A 21,961-nucleotide genomic window follows, 5' to 3' on the forward strand; every position below is an offset into this window, starting at 1 on the left:
ATTAAGACATTTTAAAAGTTAGAAAAGGCCCACTTTTTACAATGGGCCATTTAATATAGATCTGAAAATACAGACTTATTTTTTTAAGATTTTTTGAGTTGTAGTATTGGTGTTTGTTTTTATTTGCACCATATATAAACCACTTGGTAGTTGCGATACATCAACACCGTTTGTTACTGTATTAGTTTGCTTTACCAATTGACCGTTTATGTTGTAAATAACAAGATGTTCTACCTGCTCAGTAGAGCTAACAAACAATTTGTCGGTTGCCGGATTTGGATATAATTTCAATTCAGAAATGTAAACTTCATCATTTAATCCTAATGAAGAATTATACTCATAAGCACCTAAATCTATAGTAATATTGAAAAATCTTTCGTTTCCAGATAAATCCAAGCTTGCAAAAATGGCTGTATCATAATAAGAATTTTCACCTTGATCTAAGATATAATTTGAAGCTGATGTTGGTTTGTAATCACTATCTAAGTTCAAATTATCGGTTGCAGGATCTAATTGAGTAATGTTTAAAGCGTTATAAGTACCAGAAGTAGCAGCTGAAGTTACCTGTATAACCGAGTTATATACATTGATCGTTTGGCTATCCCCTTCGCCTGTTTTGCTATTATCAATATCTACAGTATTGAATTGGTTTCCATTATATTTATTTTGCCAAAAAATACTATTTCTTGTTTCTAGACGGATCCATCCACTTCCACTAACATTAATAACTTGTTGTACGGTTGTGTGGTTGTTGACGTTATTTACAATTGTGGCATTATTTAAATAGTGTACTATACTTCTGTTACCATTGGAAGATGAACTTCTTCTAAACCATATTGCACCAAAATCTGAATTATAAACATTATCAGCAAAAAGAATATTTGACCAATGAGACGTTAATGCATCTGAATTTGAAGCACTATGCTCTAATAAAACAACACCATTATTGGTAGCATTGTTGGTTATTGCTACATTTTCTACCACCAAGTCTCCAGAAAAATTTCTCCAATCTAATAGTAAGCCTTCACTATAATTTTCTGTAATCCACGTATTTTTTAATGTAAAATCGGTGATATTTGAATTAGTAGCTATTACAGGACTAGAACCAGATGTGTAGGTATTTTGAAGAACAAAGCCATCAAAAATGACATGATCGGCTTCAAGACTTACTAATGCTGTGGCATTATCGGTTTTATTAGTTGTGAAATCACCTTCAATATCATCACCATTAATATCTCCAGAAATAATAGTCGCGTTATCTGTAAATACTTTAGTTAAATCTCGGTCTGCTAAGGTTAACTCAGTACCATCAAAACCACCATAGATTTTTAAGTTTTCTAAATCTAAAGTTAATACTGAAGCGGCTGTTGCTGAAGTATAAACACCACTAGACACCCAAATTTCATCATTTAATAATGCATTACTTAATGCATCGTTTATGGTAGTAAAAGCATCTGCCCAAGAGCTTCCACCATTATTTCCAGTGGCATTTGCATTCACATAATACACTGTAGGTGTACAATTTTCACTATAGTTTGTGGATGCATCTTTAGTCCATCCATTATCATACACACCTACTTGGTTTGGTGTATATCCTGAATCAATCTGTACACATGTTAAATCAGGATTATTATACACCTTCATATATACAAAATTAGAGTTATTACCATTAGCTACATTTAAATTTGTAAGCTGATTGTCATATATTAACAATTGATTTATTTGGGGGTAGGCGCTAATATCAAAAGTTGTAAATTGGTTAAAAGCAGCGTGAATCCTAGTTAAATCAGGGTTATTGCTAATATCTAGGCTACTGATTGAATTATCTTGAAAATCTACAGCAGTAAGCATTGTGTTATTAGTAATATCTATACTCGTTAAGCTATTACTTGCCACAATTAAATCAGTTAACATCGTATTATTAGATACATCAACACTAGATAAGTTATTATCGTTTGCTGTTAATGTATTTAAATTTGAATTCGTGATAAGTATAATTGATGAGATGGTATTATCACCAAAATTTAAATCTGTTAGCGACGTTAAATTAGTTACATCTAAAGTCGTTAAGTTATTATCACTACAATTTAAATCAATAAGATTAGTATTTAAACTTACATTTAAAGTGGTTAAGCTATTATCGCTACAATCTAAAACCTCAAGACCAATTGCACCTTGAAGATTTAAATTTGAAATACTATTTGATCTCGTATTTAAAGTTGTTAAGCTCGCTAAATTTGAAACATCTAAACTTGTTAAACTGTTATCTTCAGCATCTAAAGTAATTAAAGAAGTCCCCTGCACATTTAAATTACCAATATTATTTTCTTTACAATTTAAATTGGTAAGACCTGAAATAGTTGACACATCTAAAGCAGTAATTGTATTATCACTACAATCTAATTCGGTAAGATTAATAAAAGCTTCAATCCCAGTTAAATCTGAAATTTCCAAACTACTAACATCTAATGCTCCTGTAACAGCTTGTGCTTCTGCAACAGAAATTTCTTGATCATAATCTGTGTTAACTGCACTGTTAACTAAATAAGATTTAAAATTTGCATCTGGTATAGTGACGTAAGAAATACTTGTACTGCAATCTTCTACGACTCTAGTTTCTAGATCTCTCGTCCAACCCACATCATACAAACCTACGTTAGATGGTGGTACAGTTCCAGCATCTACTTGAATACAAGTAAGACTAGGGTTATTGTAAGATTTCATGTATGTAAACGCAGCACCTTGACCATTGGCTATATTTAACTCTTCTAATAGATTGTTTTGGCAATGAACTTGATTTAATGTAGGAATGTTACTAACATCTAATTGGGTTATTTGGTTATCTGCACAATGTAATCGTGTTAACTGAGTGTTGTTACTAACGTCTATAGATGTTAGGCTATTTGAATATACCTCTAATATGGTAATATTTACAAAGGCTTCAATTCCTGTTAAATCTGTAATTCCAAGTCCTGTTGCCGATATAGTTCCTGTAAAAGCTTGTGCTTCTGCGACAGAGATTTCTGAATCATTATTGACGTTAATGGCTACGTCTGCTAATAAATAGATTTTAAAATTAGCGTCTGGAATGTTTACGTTTTGAGCAAAAGCCGAAAACAAACCTAAACACAAGTAGGCTGTAAATAAGAGTAATGTTTTTTTCATTGTAGATAATATTTTTTATGATTAATCGACTACAAAGCAACAATCAACTGAAAGGTTTTCAATTTACTTTTTTCTGAATAACTGAAATTTCTTTCTAAATGAAACTTAAAGTTTACACCTGCATTATAGGTTATAAAAAAAAGCCTGCTTTAATAAGCAGACTTTAATGAACCATAAAACAATAACTCCTTTTACTCGCAATTCATTTTTTGACCATAAGGCATTTGGCCGTGTATAATGCCACCAAATTCCGAACTACCATAGCCAGAACCGTTGTAGTGTTGCTTAATTAAAAAGCCTTGTAAGTAGCAATCATTATTTTTATTTTTTTCGGTAAAAGCACCTTTAATCCAACGGTACAAAATGTGTCCGGTATATTTGTTCTTTACAACACTCCAGTCGTTAGATTCTATATTTAACTTCAAAAGTTTAGCACCATCTTTTTCAATAGTCGTGGACACATTTTGTTTAGCAAAACTTACTAATGACGCAGTATTATTCATGCTGCCAGCTTTTGGCATTTTAATAGCATCCATCGTTGATTGTGCCGCAGCATCATAATTCGCTTTTAAGGTTGCTTCGAACTCTTGTACTATTGGTTTTGCTTTTTCTAGCCATTCTAAATGAAATTGTTGCTCTCCTTTACCAATAACATTCAAAATAGTTATATCCTTTTGATGCATATACGATGGTACATTAAACGCATGGCCACCTTGATGCGATGCTGCATAAATAACAAATACATCGTCTGTAATAAGCATTCCTCTGACCAGTATTGGCATTCCTGTACCAAGCTCTAACGTTTGTGATCTGTCTGCTCCGACTTTGGTTGTAAACATTCCTGAAACCAACTCGTAACCAATATAACCTTCTGGTGACATGGCTTCTAATTCTGGTGTGGTTAAAAAACGTAACCACGAATATTCTGGATCTTGTGCAGGTAATACATCTACATTATCACCCATATCTGTCATTTGGCGTCTCAACTTTACACGGTCTACCCCAACAGCACTCATACCTTTAGTCATTGCAAAAGGATAAGACATGTATAAAAAGTCGTCACTTATACTAGAGCCTGTTTTAGGTTTATTAGCTTCGGCTTTCTGTTGTTTTTTCTCAAGATATTTTTGATAGTATAAATCTTGCTTCTCTTGGTCGTTAGGGTATTTTTTAGCTAATTCTGCTTTAAATTCTTCATCAGTATATTCAGATTTAGATGAATTTTGACTGGAAGTTGAAGTATTACCAACCATTCCTGTTGAGCTTTCAGATCTTGAAGATGAACTTGTCTCCTCTTTTTTATTCATCTTCTTCTCTACTGCAGCTTTGGCTTTTTTCTTTAACATTTTGCCCAATTGTGCATTGGATGTATTGTAGCATAATGCTAAAACTAATAATAGAATTATTTTTTTCATAAGAATTGTGTTTAATAGACCTCAAAAGAAGCAACTAAACCACTATTCTTAATAGTGTTTTTTCTAAAGTTGTGGATTTTTTTTCTGAATGAAAACGAATTTTTAAGCTAATATCACAAAAATGTTTCCTTAATAACTTCTAAAAACTGATCGCGTTTAGATTTTGAAATAGGAATACGCTTTTGATTGTTCATGAGTAAATAGTCTCCGTCGTCTTTCACCAATTCGTCTACGTATTTTAGGTTAATTAAATAGGAACGATGACATTTAAAAAACATGGCATTGTTTTCTAATTGTTCTACAAAATGCTTTAAGGGCTTGCAAATTGTTTTTTGTTTTCCATCAATTAATTGTACGTTGGTGTACATGCTATCAGCTTCAAAATAAACAATGTCGTTATGAGACGCAAACATAATCCCTTTAGGAATTTCTAAGGCTATTTTATCTATAGCGAGTTGTTTTAGTGAGTCGCGCAACTTATTTAATTGGTCGTTTAAATTATTGGCTTTTATTGCTTCTTCCGCTTTTGCAACTGCCTCTTTTAGTTCGCTCGTATCTACAGGTTTTAATAGGTAATCTACCGCAGATAATTTAAAGGCTTCAATAGCGTATTGGTTATAAGCGGTAACAAAAATGATTTTAAAATTAATCTGATTTGGAAAGTATTCTAAAATATCTAAACCTGATTGATTTGGCATTTCAATATCTAAAAATACAATATCTGGTTTTGAAGACTTTATTAAGCCTACACCAGATGCTAAATCCTGCGCTTCATCTATGCTTGAGATGCTTGCACAATGTTCATTTAGGAGTTTAGATAGTAAATGTCTGGCGCGTTTTTCGTCGTCTATAATTATGGCTTTCATCTATATTATATAGGCATTATTATAACCACTTTGGTTCCTGAAGCTATTTGATTTTCATCGTATAAATCTTCAATAGCAATGGTTATATTTCGTTTTAATTTGTTTTTGTAAAGGTGAACCCGTTCTTCATTGGCTTTGGTAGCAAAAGGTTTGTGCTGTTGGTTCGGTCGTTTTAATTTTTCAGATTGTGTTCTACCTATACCATTATCTTCAATGGTAATTTGTAAGTTATTGTTTTCAATAATTTTAGCTTCAACCTTTAATTGTCGGTCATTTAGTTTATGCAATAAGCCGTGTTTTAACGCATTTTCAACGTAAGGTTGAACGAATAAAGACGGCACTTTTATTTGTTGCGTTTTAAGTTGATGATCTATGTGAATTTGATATTCTAACTCCTCTTCAAAACGTACTTTCTCTAATTCTAAATACAATTTTAAAGCATTTAATTCTTCTTGAAGAGTGATTTCATTTTGCTGACTGTAATCTAAATACATTCGGATTAATCGGCTAAACTTTACTAAATACGAGCTTGCCAATTCTTTTTCATTCGATACAATATAATCTTGAATAGAATTTAAAGCATTGAAAATAAAATGCGGATTCATTTGCGAACGCAGATTTTCTAATCTTAAATTGGTAATTTTTTTATCGATTAAAATTTTATCAATTTCGCTAATACGTTGTTCTTCTTTTTGTTTTAAACGCCATTTGAAATACAACCAAATTAAACCAAAGATCACAAATAAAATAATTGCATAAAACCACCATGTTTCCCAAAAGGGTTTGGTAATCACAAAGGTCATCGGAGTCGCAAAAACAGCCTTTTCTGCACTTACATTTTTTGCTTTTAATTCTACGTTATAAGTTCCGCTTGCCAAACTATTAAAATTAACCACATTTGTATTTAGTGGTATGCTCTGCCAAGCAGTATCTAATTGCTGTACGCGATATTGATATTTAACATTCTTATTGGTTTGAAAGCCATTAGAATTAAACTCCAAACCAATTTTATTTAAGTCATAAGGCAGTTTATAATAAGACTGTACCAAGGTATCACGATCGTTAATGTGTACAGCTTTAACCTCAACTTTAGAAGTTTTAAAATTCTTAAATAAACCTTCTCCTTTTGGCAGTGCATAAAGGGATTGCGGTAAGCTAAGAATAATAACATCTTTAAGAACAAGAAAGTCATTTATAGCCGTATTCAACCCATCTTGCCCATTTAAAAATCTTGAAGTTTTAGTTATTGTATTATATTGATACAGTCCAGAATCCGTTGAAATCCATAGGAAATCACCATCAGATTTTAGCGTATTTATTTGTAAATTCTTAAATAAATTAGCCGAAGGCTGGCTTAAAGTATTATTCTCAAACTTCATTAAGCCATTATGCTGAGTTGCAAGCCAAATTGCTTTGTTTGATGTGCTCATTGCATTAACCAACAAATTATGGCCTTTAAACCGTATGCCTTCCGAAGAAAAGCTATTTAAATCATATTGAAAAAAGCCATCAATATAAGATACAAAAAGTTTATCATTATGTACCACTGAAGCCTTTACCCGACTAGAACGCAAGCTCTTTTTCTCTTTTGAATTATAAGGTTTATTATACACTATACCTTCTTTATAATTACCATAAAACAATAAGGTATCGTTTAATTTTGAAATAGTTTTAGCTACTGAAAATTTGTTAATGACATCTGTAATTTTGTTATTTTTCAGATTAACTACAAAAGATTCGGAAGCATTAATACTTACAATTAATCGCTGTCGTTGGGCGTCGTGAAATAGATTACCTATTATTTTCTCTCCAGGCAATTGCAATGTTTTAAAACGCTGAAGCTTGTCATAAAATAAAAGTTTACCATCGTTTGTACCTAATACATATTGATTATTTTGTAAAGCGCAAGATGCCGTAATTTTAGACTTTGTAGACTCCAAGTCTGCACGCCTAATATTTAAATTTGGAGATACAAAGACTCCATTATCCAAGGTCGCAAACCAATAATTATTATTATAATCTATCTCAACGTCCGTAATAGACTCTGTATTAAAAAGTTGTTCTTTCAGACTGAAAACCTGATCTTTAAATTCATAAACAAAAATACCTGCAGTGGTTAAAAACCAATATTCGTTGTCAAAACTTAAGAGATTGTAAAAGATTTTATTATTTAATTGAGGTGGAGTTTCAAGTTTTATTACTGAATTATCACCCCTGTTTATGAGATAAATTATGTTTTTATCATCACTTTTATAAATAAAAAATACTTCATTTTTAAAAGCGAATAATTTAGGAGACTGTATAAGGCCTAAGCTTTCAATATCAAATATTTTAATCCTATGATCACCTTCTATTTTATAAATACAATTTTTATTTAAACCTGCCGCCTCATTAATTGTAAACACATAATTACTATCGTGACTATTAGCATTACTTATGCATAGACCTTCAAAAATCTTGGTGATTTTTTTTGTAGTTTTATTTACATCATAGATGCCTGTTATAGTAAACAAGCGGATATCATTTTCTAAAATAGTGTAGGCTGCTAATTGCCCTTTTACTAATTGACTTGCATCTAGAAACAAATGTAATTGGTCATTTTCCGCATAAAACAGTTGACCATATATGTTATTACACCATAACTTACCATCATCATCTTCCTTTAATTGAAATAATGAATTTGCTTTTTGATTTGGGTGACTGTAACGCTGGTAGGTATTACCATCATATCTAAACAAACCTTTATCCGCCGCAAACCAAATATAGTGGTTGTGGTCTTCTAAAATATCATAAAACTCAACATCTGGCAGATTAGAGATATTTGCGAGATGCTCAAAAACAGGATCTTGAGCGACTACCACTTCATGTAAAAGAAGTAGTATTAAAAATAAAATATTTCTAAAATTTACAGGCATATACAAGGAAAAAACAAACTTAAGATATAATTATAATATCTCATTTTGATTTTTTCTGTAATAAGGATTTTTTTTTCTAAACAAAAAAAGCCTCACCAATTGGCAAAGCTTTTTAATTTCCATTATTTAATTTCTAACTAATAAAATTAATAGACAATGGATAAGAAGGTAATTCGCCATTACTAACTTTTATAGCATTTATAATTGGCATAACAAATGCTAAAATTGCAATTAAGATTAAGGTTAGTATTCCTAATCCAAAGGCTATAATTAATGGTATACTGATCAGTGAATAAATAAGAACACTCAATTGAAAATTCAAGATAGATTTTCCATGGGCATCCATATCTTCAACTTTCTCTTTTTGAGTTGCCCAAATGATTAACGGTGCTATAAGACCACCAAATCCAGTAATGTAAGTTAATAATTGCGATAAATGTGTAATAACTAATAATTGATTGTCTCTACGTTTAAGTGAATGGTAATTCGATTCCATAATTGATGATTTTACTTATATGACGTGATTTTATTTAAAACGTTACATTTTTCATCTACCGGTCTGTCTCGTGTATCATTTCGTTGCGTATTTTAGCAATAGAGTTAGTAAATAAATCTTAGATAGAAAGTCCGCGATGACGTTGGTAAGTAGGCTATAACCAGCAATGAATTATACACATTGTTGTGCATCGTATTTTTATTCATTCCGTTTATAATTCCGACCAGTTTCAAATCCGCAAAAAGCAAGTAAAATCAGTAAGAATATATGGGTAAAGAAAAGGATACTTGATAAAAGTCCTAAATTATTTTTTTTCGGTTTAAAATCAGGTTTAACTTCTCCCGCACTCAAAGGTGGATAGATTGTCCAGCTCGTTGTTTGCCTAATTAAAGCATTTAAAATCGAATCAATTCCGATTAATACTAAAATCAGAAGTATTGTCGAAATCATTAAAATTAGATTTGCAGTCAAATTTTTGAAATTCCTGCGTAATGTTCTAACCAAATAAATTGCAAAAAATACCAGAACTCCGATTAATAGAATGACATGAAAATTCGTAATTACATAATACGTATCGTGAACATTAATATCTAGAGTTGAGTCAGATTTCAGTCCGTCAATTCCGAAAATCAGCGTGTTCAAAATCAACACAAAAATTGTCGTTCCAATCAGCCAAAATATTTCTTTTTTTCTCAAACTATAATTCAGATTACGGTTTTTGGGACATTATGCACAACAAATGATATATAACTGTTTCGTCGTTATTCCGATAGTAAATGGCAGCATACTAAAATTTCTTATAAATAGAAAAGACAAACCGAAAGTTTCACACAATAGAACTTATGGTAGTTTAACTGTAATCAATTGAACGTATGGTTATAACTGATGTTCTGCTTCTGCATTAACTCAATTTACGCTTTTCTATTTATTTTTTGAACCATCCATTTTCCAATTATCAGCCCCAAAATACCACCGAGCGCAGACACTAATATATTTATCATTAATCGGAAACCATCAAAATCACCATTATTCATTATAGACCAAGGCGTGAAACCCAATCGTCCAAACGATTTAATGAGAAGAATGCTACCAAAAACGCCAATCACCGTATTTCCTATAAAACCAAAAGTGTATTTTTTCTTAAAATTGGCAAACGTATGTGCAGCAACAATACCTACGATAATACTAATTAATGAAATTAATGTCCCTGTCATAATTATTTACTCATCTTGAATATGTCATTGATTTGTAAGATTGTCATTATAAACTTTTATTGCGACCGCAAAATCGATACCCAATCTAGACTAGATTCGATTAAAAACTACGTCAAAGTTGAATTCAATAGTTCTAAACTAATGACCATAATCCATATCATCAACCTTTCCTCCTTTTAATCTATTTTGAACAATAGCATATACAACGATTAAGCTTAAACCGATAATACCCCAAATAAAAGCCACGGACAGTCCATACTCTGATGCTGCAGTATTGTAAATGGTTAAATCTTGATGAACCTCATTAATAGAAGGTAATATTACAGGAAATAAGGAAGCTAATGACGATGTAATTCCACCTAATATTAATAAGGTGGATAATAAAAACGCATGACGTTCTTTTTTAATTTTTTTAATAAATAGTAGGCCCACTAAGCCTGTTAAATAAATTATTGGAAACACTAATAAGTAAGGTTTATCAGCAAAATTATCTAATGCATTCGGATTGATTATTTGCCAAGTAATCAAAGATATCAACGTAAGTACGGTCAACGCTATAGTTAATTTAAAAATGACACTTTTCAATTTAGTATTAATGGATGAATTGGTTTTAAGAATAACCCAGTTCGCACCATGAATGGTTAGGGTTACCACTGAGATTAAACCAATTAAAATTGTAAACCAATCGATAACTCCGGGATGATCTGTCAAAGGACTAAAACTACTGTCCCACAATGGTAAGAAAAAGTAATGACCTTCGTGCGTAGCTATTCCGTTTTCAACGATTCCTAAATTTACACCTCTCACAATATTGCCCAATGCAATTCCAAAAAATAAGGCTAATAGTAAACTCGAAACCCCAAAGGATTTATCCCAAATGTCTTTCCACATTTGATATTTGAATTGACCTCTAAATTCTAAGCCTATTGCTCTAAAGATAATCAACCATAATACCAGTATCAACGGTAAATAAAAGCCACTAAACACAGAAGCATAAAACGTAGGAAAGGCCATAAAGAGCATACCTCCTGCGGCCACTAACCACACTTCGTTAGAATCCCAAAACAGGCCTGCTGATTTTGTAATGACTTCCTTGTCTTTTTCCTCCTTGGCAAAAAAGAGATGAATAATCCCTGCACCAAAATCATAACCATCTAAAATAAAAAAGACCGTTAAAACAATACCAATGGCTATGTACCAAAATAATTCCATTTTTAATGTGTTTTAGGTGTTGGACCTTCGTTAATAATTTTACCAACCAAGACTAAAAATAACAAGCCGAGAAGCATATACAACGCTATAAAACCTAATAAAGTAAATAACGTATTACCCGATGAGACCGTAGGTGAAATACCATCGCTAGTTTTTAGTAAACCGTAAACTAAATAAGGTTGTCTACCAAGCTCTGCCGTGTACCATCCTGTAAGATTTGCAATGTATGGAAAAGGTACTAAAAACATAATGGTCCAAAGTAACGGTTTTATGGTGTATAATTTTTTTCGCCATAAGAGAAAAATTGCCAAGGCCATAACACCAATAAATATAGTGCCCAAACCAACCATTATATGATAGGAATAATAGAGCGCCGGAATATTATCTGGCAATTCTTCCTTTTCAAACTGATCCATGCCAATAACCTGTTTATTCCATTCTTGATAGGTTAAAAAGCTGAGAATATTAGGCACGGCAATTTTATTGTCCAATTTTTTGTCCACCATATTAGGTTGACCAATGAGAACAATTTCAGCGCCTGCATCTTCAGTTTCAAAAATTCCTTCCATCGCTGCAAAAGTTCCGGGTTGATATTTCGCTACGTTTTTTGCATTCCAGTCGCCTGTAGGAAATGCAACCAGAACGCTTGAAATAAACCCGAAGACCACACCAGTTCTTAAGAACAGTTTACCATATTCGGAATGTTTGTTTCTTAAAATATAGAAAGCGCCAATACTAGCCATTACAAAAGCAGAGGTTACTACTGAAGCCACTTGATTATGCAAAAAAGCAGGCAAGAGCCAAGGATTAGTAAATAGCGAAGAGAAGTTATCTAATACAAATTTTCCATTGTCTAGTATTTCATAACCTACAGGATATTGCATCCAGGCATTTGTAGCCAAAATAAACCAACCACTTGCCCATGAGCCTAAAAACACAAGAAATCCCGTTAAGAAATGTAATTTTTGACCCATTAATTTTTCGCCAAAAATAAATAGTGCTAAAAATGAGGATTCTAGTACAAAGGAAAATATACCTTCCATGGCTAAGGTCTGACCGATAATGTCGCCCGTGAGTTCAGAAAATTTTGCCCAATTAGTACCAAATTGAAATTCCATAGGAATACCTGTTATAACTCCCATAGTGAAATTGATAGCAAAAATCTTCATGAAAAATTTCGCAGCATTGTTATATTTTTCAATTTTGTTTCTTAAATATCTCCACTTAAAATAGACAATCATTAAAGATAAGCCCATGGTTAATTGAGGAAATATGTAGTGGAATGTAATCGTAAATGCAAACTGCACTCTATCGTAAAAGAGCATGTCTTCCATAGCCAGAATTTAAGCTATAAAAATACGAAGTAAATGAGAAAATGTACGTTACTTATGTTACAGAATAATTAGATTATGTTCTATTTATACTTTTAAATTCTATCAACTCCTGTAAAGTCGTTGGAAGATTAGAAACTACAATTTCCTCAGAAATCATTGTTTCACTAAAAGCTACAGCAGCTTTATATTTTTCATCTAAGTCAAAACTAAATACAGTCATATTTTTGAACTCGCCTAGCAAATGAGAAGCTTTAGTATGTTGACCATCTAATGCAGGAATTTGCGCAATATTATCATCGATACCTTTCCCTGTTGCCTTAACGAAAGCTTCTTTACGCGTCCAACATGTATAAAAAGCTTCTTTTTTATTAGCCGCTTTTAAAACGGATCTAATTTCTAAGTCATTGAATGTAGACGGAATAATTTCCAAAAAATTAAAATCTCGATTCATATATTCTACATCAATACCTACCGAAGCATGGCTTAATGCTATTAAAGCATAATTTTCGGAGTGCGAAACATTAAAATTTATTGATCTATCAAAAGGTAAATACGGCTTTTTATTATTATCTTTTTCAAAAATAATATTTTCAATTTCAAGTCCTGTTTTCTGAGCGAGTATAAATTTTAGTAACGTCCTACAGATTATAAAGCGTGATTTATCTTTCGGAGAATAATATCTTTCTGCACGTTGCATTTCAACAGGCGTAAGAAATTGTAAAAAATCAATCACCAAGTTTTGATACAGTGAGAGCTTAATTTTAAAAATATTTAAATATTCTGAATTATTTTCAAATTTATCAAAGGGTACAATAATAACCTTAGTGCTGTGACAGAACACATTATAAACCTGACTCATTTTATTAACGGTCTAGAATGTTTTGTAATATTTTTCCAAGCTTTTTATCATTTGGAGGCGAAAGCATATTGACATGGTTTCCTGGTATTAAGTGCTTATTGACACCCTTTGTGGCTAGTTGTCCCCATCCGAGCATATCTGGATCATGAGCATAAAAAACATCATCTTCTGCCACTCTTAATAAATCTACTTTTATGTCTAAGGGTAAAATTTGATAATTATTAATAGCTTTTTTATGCATCTGATCTAACTCAAACGGCCAGCTATGCAGCATTTTGTGATGTGCTTCTTTTCCATATTTGAATTTTAAATACTTTTGTTTTAAGCTTTCTTTAAATAATCGCATGCGATGCTCAAAGTTGGACTTGCTATGAAACATTTTCTGAGACATATAAAGCACCATTTCCAAAGTATATTTTGTACGTGAAATCTTTTTTCTTGCGGACGGTGTATAACAATAATAAGGATATACATAACTATCTAAAAGAATTACTTTATGTACGGTTTTATTCTGCGACATAAGTTGCCTTGCCATTTCAAAAGCAATGACTCCCCCAAAAGAATAACCAGCAAGTATATAAGGGCCTTCTGGGTTAGATTTCACAATTTCAGAAATGTAATATGAAGCCATATCTTCAATCTTATCATGTGGTGTATCCACACCATCAAGTCCTTTTGATTGTAAACCATACATAGGCTGGTCGTTATCTAGATTCTTTGCTAAAGAATTTAGAAACAAAACATTATGTTCTGCACCATGTACGACATAAAGCGGTGTTTTTGTTCCTTCTGGTTTTATGGGCACAAAAGAACTCCAACAAATTTCTTTAGTCTCTAAATCTATGAATTCTGCCAATTTTTCGACAGTTGGATAAATCATTAAGGCAGATAATGGTAATCGTTTTCCTGTTTTCTTATCTAACAGGGACATGACTTTAACAGCAATTAACGAATGACCACCAAGCTCGAAAAAGTCACTGAATATGTCTATTTTGTCTCGTTTTAGGCAATCTTCCCAAATAGAGGTTACTATTTTTTCTGTTTCAGTTCGCGGAGCTGTATATTCCGCTAATCGGTTATTTTTATAAGCTTGACCTTTAAGTGCATTTCGATCTATTTTCCCGTTTAATGTGGTTGGAAATTCTTTTAAAAAATAAAAATCTACAGGCACCATATAAGCTGGAAGTTCTTCCGCAAGGCTTTGTTTCCAGCTGTTAGTAAGGTCTGTTGACACCTCTTCATTTTTTTTCAAAATAACAAAACCTTCAAGTCGTTCTTCATTAACCAACACAACAGAATTTTCTATATCCTCTAAGTTGTTAATAGCCTCTTCTATTTCACCAAGTTCTATACGATGACCTCTTATTTTAACTTGTTGATCCATACGGCCTAAACATTGAACCTCTCCTGAAGGTAGCATTTTAGCCAAATCCCCTGTTCTGTATAATAGTGTCTCTTCGTCTTGATTAAAGGTATCAGCTATAAATTTTTCAGAAGTTAAATCTTTTCGTTTCCAATACCCTTTTGCAACACCGTCGCCCGCAATACATAATTCACCTATTTTACCAGGTGCCATGAGTTGACCTTTATCATTTAAGATATACAATTGGGTGTTGGCAATTGGTTTTCCAATACTAATTAATGTATCTTCTGTTTTAATCTGTTTTACCGTTGACCAAATTGTAGTTTCTGTTGGTCCGTACATGTTCCAAAGCTCATCCACGCGCTGCAACAATTTAGTCGCTAAATTCAGGGAAAGAGCTTCACCTCCACAAAGTGCTTTTAATGGCAAATGATTTTCCCATCCAGCATCTAATAACATTTGCCAAGTTGTTGGTGTCGCTTGCAATATGTTGATTTTTTCTGCTTTGAGAACATCGAGCATTAAACGGGTATCTTTAGCTGTTTCGTCGTTTGCGATAACCAATGTAGCTCCTTTTAATAATGGTAGGTACAACTCTAAACCTGCAATATCGAATGAAATTGTAGTTATGGATAATAATCGATCTGTTTCTTGTATGCCTGGTTTTTCAAGCATACTATAAAGAAAATTTACAAGGTTTCTGTGCGTTACCTGAACGCCCTTCGGATTACCAGTAGATCCAGAAGTATATAACAAATACACCATTTTATCTATATCTACAGCAGTATTGGTTGGGCTTGCAGAATATTTTGATAAATCCGAAAACAAATGTTCTATTGTTAATTGTTTTGGAATGGCGTCTAACTTTAGTCGTATTTTTTCTGATGAAATTAATATTTCAGCCTCTGAGTCTTTCATCATAAAATCTAGACGCTGTTGCGGATAACTAGGATCTAACGGTAAATACGCGGCACCGCATTGCATAATAGCCACTAAACTTATAACGAGCTCAATAGACCGAGGTAATGCCACCGCCGTAATCGTCCCTGGTTTTACCCCTTCTTCAAATAAACAATGTGTAAGCTGGTTGACTTGTATCTCAAAATCTTTATATGAAATTTCAGAATTTTCAAATTTCAAGGCAATCTTTTCAGGTCTTAGCTGTGCTTGTTTAGATATAAGTTGATGTAATGTGATCTTTGGATAATCTATTTTAGTAGCATTTACTAATTGATATAACGCATCATCTACTTTGAGAATTTCTTCTATATTTTTTTGGGGTGTATTTACAAATTGTTCTAGTAAATCTTGAAATGACATCATCATTTCTTTAATGGTTTCTCTTTTGAACAATGCCGTATTAAAAGACCATTCCAATGTTAAATTCGCCTCAGAACCAGTTACATTTAAAAAAATTTCGAAGGCGTCATAAGCTCTTGGGTTACTTTCCAGCTCACAATTTAAACCTGAAAAATAGACAGCCTCCATAATGCCCATATTATTATTAAAAACTATAGGGATTAAAGGGACTCTAGACGGGTCTCTAGCAATTGAAAATTTTTGGAGTAATTGACCAAAACTGAATTCTTGATGATTATAAGCTTCTTGTAATTGAGGAATTCGTTGTTCTAAATATTCTTTAAAACTTAAAGCCGTGTCAATTTTACTTCGTAATGGTAATAAATTTAAGAAATTACCTATCATATGCGTCTTATTTTCCGTTATCTTATCAGTTGCGGTTAAGCCAAGAACTATATCATTACGGCCTGTTTGTTCAGATAAAAAAATCTCAAAAGCAAATAGTAGTGTATTAATGAAATTACAACCTGCTTGTTCACCAATATTCTTCAAACCGTCTACAAGGTCTGTTTTTAAGGAAAAATTCAATCGATCACTTCTGTACGTTCTAAGTTCTGGTCTCGGAAAATCCGTTGGTAATGTCAATTGTGGAACCGTATCTTTATACTGATTTAACCAATATTTTTCAGCAACATCAAAAGCATCATTGCCCAAATTAGCATGTTTTTTCGCCGCATAAGAACCGAATGCTATTGGTTGTGGTAAATTTAGATTAGTGTTAAGTACATCGGCAGTATAGATACGTCCTAATTCTTCTAATAAATTTCCTATAGACCAACCATCACATACTAGATGATGCACGGTAAGAATAAAGCGATGTTCTGTTTCTGATAACTTAATCAGACCTACTTTAAATAGTGGTCCCTTAACTAAATCGAAAATAAAATTGGCTTCTGAAGCTAAATAGTTAGCAATGATTTTATCCTTTTCGACGGCATCACATTCAGAAATGTTTTTATCATTAATAATTGCTGACCAATCCTTAGGGACCTTAATGAAACGACCGTCAGAACTAAAGGTAGATCTTAAGGATTCATGCCGTTCTACTAATAATCTTACCGCTTTTTTAAATGCTTTTTTATTTAAACGGCCCAATAACTTCAAGGAGATAGATTCGTTATATCCTCGATTAGCATCTATACCACCTAATTTACAAGCAGTCCAAATTTCTGCTTGAGATTGTGTAGTATAAATTTTTGGTTGCTTCATGAGACGTAGGTTAACTGAATTAAAATCTATGGATTTGGTATAAGCGAAACGGTTAATTTATTTCAGGGAATTTATTAAAAAATAAGATGACTAAAAAGAAAAATTAGACAAGTTGTTGCGTTTATCGTTTAAAACCAATATGTTGATTTTATAGGCTTAAATCATTTAGAAATCAACCATTGTTTCATAATTAATTGTTCAGACCAAACATAAGTTAAAAATACATATTTATCAATAAAAAAACGATAAAAACTCTCATATAATCACTTGGTTTTTAGAGATAAAGCCTATCGCACCACTCAAAATCTAGGTTTATGAATTATATGACAATATCTACATCAGCTTAGATGACAATGGCATAGTAAACGTTTTCCCGAGAGCTATTAAAATTATTTCATTTTTATGAAGTAAAAAGTTTAAAATCGAAATAAATAAAATTATGTAGTCTTAGATTATTAGGAAAATTGTCAGATGAAAATTTATCTAATAATCTAAAATTTGTTGCAGCACCTCACTAAATTTTTTATCATTTGGTGCTATGAACATAGTAGCATGATTACCAGGAACACTATGCCGCTTTACTCCTTGCTTAGCCAATGCGTTCCAACCGTAGTACTTTTTATCATGTTTAAAGAAAGTAGGTATTTCTGCGATCATTAAATCAACTTTAATATCTTCTGTAGTTATATGATAACGTCTCGCAGCTAAATCGTGCTTTTTACTTAATTCCATCAAAGCTTTACTTCCTATATTGAGCTCTAATAATTCCCGTAACTCTCTGCGCTCAAGCTTTTGCTCTTTATTGTTTTCTTTTATACTAAAAAACAGCTTTTTAAATTGATCTTTAAATAATCGCATTCTTTGATTAAATTTTGCTGCACTACTAAACATCTTCGATATCGCAAATATCATTTTTCCAGACGTATAATATCCGGCCATTATGTTCTTTCTAAAAGTATCGGGATAATAATAAACAGGAAAGACATAACTATCAAACGAGATAAATTTTTCAACGGTTTTACCCTGAGCCTTTAATTGTTTGGCCATTTCAAAAGCTATAATCCCTCCGAATGAGTATCCTGCTATAGAATAAGGACCATTTGGATTGGTTTTTATAATTTCAGAAATATAATGCGCAGCCATCTCCTCTATAGTGTCATTAGGTGTATCTTCCCCATTAAGCCCTTTAGCTTGCAAACCATACATTGGTTGGTTCTCATCCAGATGTTTAGCCAACGAATTCAAAAACAAAACGTTATAAAACTCACCATGAATAACGTAAAGAGGCGTTTTGTTTCCATCAGGTTTTATGGGTACTAATGAACTCCAAGTATTTTCTTCACTACCAGCATCCATGAATTGCGACAGTTTCTCTATGGTAGAGTGCGTCATTAATGTTGATAATGGCAATCGCTTTCCTGTCTCTTTCTCTAAAAGTGCCATCACGCGAACGGCGACCAACGAATGGCCTCCTATCTCAAAGAAATTACTAAATACATCTATATTTTTTACATTTAGACACTCCTCCCATATCTCAGCTACTAAGTGTTCTGTTGCAGACCTAGGTGGCGTTTTTTCACCAACATTTTCTAAAGATAACTTTGAATTTCTTAATAATGATTTACGATCAATTTTGCCATTTAAAGTTGTAGGAAATTCATCAATAACGTTGATCTCATGAGGCACCATATAAAGTGGTAAAAGTTCTTTTAGGGCCACTTTCCACTTTTGTACTGAATTTTCAGTTGAATCAACAGTATTACCTGTTGTCACAAAAGCTTTTAAGCGCTCTTCATCTATCATTACAACACAAGACTCTATGTCTTCTATTCCTATAATAACCTCTTCTATCTCACCCAGTTCTATTCGATGGCCTCTAATTTTTACTTGGTCATCCATACGCCCTAGACATTCGAACTCGCCATTACTTAATAAGCGACCGAGATCACCAGTTCTGTACAATTTAGTATTGGTTTTCGAATCCAATGGATTAGAAATAAATTTCTCGGAAGTTAAATCCGCTCTTTTCCAATAACCTTTTGCCACACCATCTCCGCCTATAACAATTTCACCTATTGTACCCGGCTTCATCAAAAGACCTTGATCACTAAAAATATAAACCTGCGTATTGGCTATTGGTTTTCCTATAGTAAGGATGTCATCTTCCGCTAAAATTTGTTTGGTAGTAGACCAAATAGTGGTTTCTGTAGGCCCATACATATTCCATAGTTCATCTACTTTAGACACTATTACTTTTGATAGCGACAAAGGAAGTTTTTCGCCACCACTTAATGCTTTTATGGGCAGCGGATTTGTCCATCCAGAGTCTAATAACATTTGCCAAGTTGTAGGTGTGGCCTGTAACATGGTTATGTTTTCTTTTTCTATAAATTCTAAAAGTAATCGGCCATCTTTAGCAATATCATCATTTGCGATGACTAATGTTGCACCACTTATTAATGGTAAAAACAGCTCAAGTCCAGCGATATCAAAAGAAATTGTTGTTATAGACACTAGCCTATCACTTTCATCTATTCCAGGCTCTTGCAACATGCTAAATAGAAAATTGACAAGATTTTTATGCGTTACCTGTACTCCTTTTGGATTTCCTGTTGAACCCGATGTGTAAAGCAAATAAGCTGTTTCTATATTGTTTACAGTCGTCGATAATGGGTCTGAGGAATAATTTTTTAAGTCGAAAAATAAATCTTCCAACACCAATTTGTTTGAAACTGCTTCTGACTCAATCGAAACTTCCTTTGAAGTTATAATAACTTTCGCCTCAGAATCATTGAGCATAAAATCAATTCTATGTTTCGGATAACTTGGGTCTAATGGCAAATAGGCCGCTCCACATTGCACTATGGCTAACAAACTTACCACAAGCTCTATGGAACGCGGGGAAGCGACTGCCACCACTGAATATGGTTTTACACCTTTTTCTAATAAACAATGTGCCAACCGATTGACTTGCAAGGCCAAATCTCGATAGTTAATTTCGGATTTTTCAAATTTTAAAGCTTGTTTATCTGGGGAAATTTTAGCGCGTTCAGCAATTATTTGATGTAATGTTAATTTCGGATATGTTTTATGAGTGTTATTAACGCTCGTATAAGCAGAATCGTCAACCTTAAAAATTTCTTTTAATTCAACGTGAGGTGTTTCAATAATTTGTTGTAATAAATTTTGAAATGAAACCATCATTTGTTCAATCGTTTCGCTTTTGAACAATGCCGTATTATAAGACCATTCTAAAACTAAATCGTCCTCCGATCCTGTGGCGTTTAGAAAAAGCTCAAAAGTTTCGTAAGCTCTTGGATTACTTTTCACACTATAATTTAAGCCTAAAAATGATACCGCAGAAGTCATTCCCATATCAATATTGAAAACTACGGGAACCAAAGGTACTCTCGAAGGATCTCTTGCAATAGACAATTTTTGAAGCAATTGTCCAAACGTTAATTTTTGGTGTTCATAGGCATCAAAAAGTTGTGACTTCCGTTGTTTTAGATAGTCCGTAAAACTAATATTTAAATCAATTTTACTACGTAAAGGCAATAAATTTACACAATGCCCAATCATTTGGGTTTTACCACTTGCTGCCTGATCCGCTGAAGGCAGTCCCAAAACAATATCATTTTGTCCGGTTTCTGAACTTAAAAATATCTCAAAAGCGGATAAAATTGTGGTAACTAAACTACAGCCTGCTTTTACTCCTGTTTTTTTGAGGGCAGTCACTAAAGTAGATCCCATAGTAAAATCTAAACGCTCACTTTTAAACGTTCGAAGTTCTGGTCTCTGAAAGTCAGTTGGTAATGTTAATTCTGGAATAGAGCTTTTGTAGAGATCTAGCCAATATTTTTCAGTCTTAGAATGTGCTTCACTTTGTAAATAGAGTTGCAAATCATCTGCGTAAGAACTGAAGCTATCCACATCTGGAAGTAAGGGAGATTCATTATTGACTCCTGCGGAATATAACTGGCCTAATTCTTCGAGCATAATACCAAAAGACCAACCATCGCATACAATATGGTGGGCTGTTATGATTAATTGATGCGCTTTGTCATTTATTTTAAGTAATCCTACTTTAATCAATGGCCCTTTGACCAAGTCAAAAATAAAATTGGAATCTTTTAATAGATAGTCTGATACCGTTTTCTTTGTTTCATCAGAAGTTAATTCCGATAAATCCTGAAGTTTAAACTCCAAGGGTACAAAACTTAGAACACTCATAAAGCGTCCATCTGGACTAAATACAGAGCGTAAAGCTTCATGTCTTTTCACTAAACCTTGAACGGCATTTTCTAATGCTGAAATATTTAAGTCACCGTTTAAAATCAGTGATATCGATTCATTAAAAGACTTATTTGCATCTTCGCCTCCCAATTTACAAGCAATCCAAATTTCTGCTTGAGATTGTGTGGTATGAATAACTTTCTCAATAGTAGGTCCTGCAAATGGGTTAAATGAAATACTGCTTTTTTGGTTAGTTACTGTTGATTGCATTACGGTATAACTGATTTACAATTTGAAAAATAATAGTTTTGATTTAAA

The 21,961-nt window shown here is 32.8% G+C and carries 12 protein-coding genes; all 12 read right to left on the reverse strand.

What is annotated here, in order from left to right; genetic code table 11:
- Window positions 1-75: 75 nt before the first annotated feature.
- The 12 genes from QMA06_RS05415 to QMA06_RS05470 all read right to left on the reverse strand — a co-directional run bounded on the left by QMA06_RS05415 (window position 76) and on the right by QMA06_RS05470 (window position 21,913).
- A complete protein-coding gene (locus QMA06_RS05415; protein ID WP_290205856.1) occupies window positions 76-3,165 on the reverse strand; it encodes a T9SS type A sorting domain-containing protein in 3,090 nt (1,029 codons plus the stop codon).
- Window positions 3,166-3,356: 191 nt separating this feature from the next.
- Complete coding sequence (locus tag QMA06_RS05420) at window positions 3,357-4,580, reverse strand: hypothetical protein (protein ID WP_290205857.1); 1,224 nt, start codon at window positions 4,578-4,580, stop codon at window positions 3,357-3,359.
- 113 nt (window positions 4,581-4,693) lie between these two features.
- The gene (locus tag QMA06_RS05425) at window positions 4,694-5,446 is read right to left on the reverse strand and encodes a LytR/AlgR family response regulator transcription factor (RefSeq protein ID WP_290205858.1); all 753 of its coding nucleotides are present in this window, start codon (window positions 5,444-5,446) and stop codon (window positions 4,694-4,696) included.
- Window positions 5,447-5,451: 5 nt separating this feature from the next.
- Window positions 5,452-8,361 carry a sensor histidine kinase gene (locus QMA06_RS05430; protein ID WP_290205859.1) on the reverse strand — a complete coding sequence of 970 codons (2,910 nt, stop codon included), beginning with the start codon at window positions 8,359-8,361 and terminating at the stop codon, window positions 5,452-5,454.
- Between the two features lie 133 nt (window positions 8,362-8,494).
- Window positions 8,495-8,857 (reverse strand): DUF4870 domain-containing protein, encoded by a 363-nt coding sequence (locus QMA06_RS05435; RefSeq protein WP_290205860.1) that lies wholly within the window; start codon window positions 8,855-8,857, stop codon window positions 8,495-8,497.
- Window positions 8,858-9,055: 198 nt separating this feature from the next.
- Window positions 9,056-9,553 (reverse strand): hypothetical protein, encoded by a 498-nt coding sequence (locus QMA06_RS05440; protein WP_290205861.1) that lies wholly within the window; start codon window positions 9,551-9,553, stop codon window positions 9,056-9,058.
- 215 nt (window positions 9,554-9,768) lie between these two features.
- Window positions 9,769-10,071, reverse strand: a complete 303-nt coding sequence (locus tag QMA06_RS05445; RefSeq protein ID WP_290205862.1) for a hypothetical protein — start codon at window positions 10,069-10,071, stop codon at window positions 9,769-9,771.
- A gap of 138 nt (window positions 10,072-10,209) precedes the next feature.
- Window positions 10,210-11,283, reverse strand: a complete 1,074-nt coding sequence (gene cydB, locus QMA06_RS05450) for a cytochrome d ubiquinol oxidase subunit II (RefSeq protein WP_290205863.1) — start codon at window positions 11,281-11,283, stop codon at window positions 10,210-10,212.
- Between the two features lie 2 nt (window positions 11,284-11,285).
- On the reverse strand, window positions 11,286-12,617 hold the full coding sequence (locus QMA06_RS05455) for a cytochrome ubiquinol oxidase subunit I (RefSeq protein WP_290205864.1): 1,332 nt from the start codon (window positions 12,615-12,617) through the stop codon (window positions 11,286-11,288).
- Between the two features lie 73 nt (window positions 12,618-12,690).
- Window positions 12,691-13,476, reverse strand: a complete 786-nt coding sequence (locus tag QMA06_RS05460; RefSeq protein WP_290205865.1) for a 4'-phosphopantetheinyl transferase family protein — start codon at window positions 13,474-13,476, stop codon at window positions 12,691-12,693.
- A 4-nt stretch (window positions 13,477-13,480) separates the two neighbouring features.
- Window positions 13,481-17,407 carry a non-ribosomal peptide synthetase gene (locus tag QMA06_RS05465; RefSeq protein ID WP_290205866.1) on the reverse strand — a complete coding sequence of 1,309 codons (3,927 nt, stop codon included), beginning with the start codon at window positions 17,405-17,407 and terminating at the stop codon, window positions 13,481-13,483.
- Window positions 17,408-17,890: 483 nt separating this feature from the next.
- Window positions 17,891-21,913, reverse strand: coding sequence for a non-ribosomal peptide synthetase (locus tag QMA06_RS05470; RefSeq protein WP_290205867.1), 4,023 nt, complete (start codon window positions 21,911-21,913; stop codon window positions 17,891-17,893).
- Between the last annotated feature and the right edge of the window lie 48 nt (window positions 21,914-21,961).

The organism is Winogradskyella bathintestinalis, from assembly GCF_030407435.1.
GTDB classification, from domain to species: Bacteria; Bacteroidota; Bacteroidia; order Flavobacteriales; family Flavobacteriaceae; genus Winogradskyella; species Winogradskyella bathintestinalis.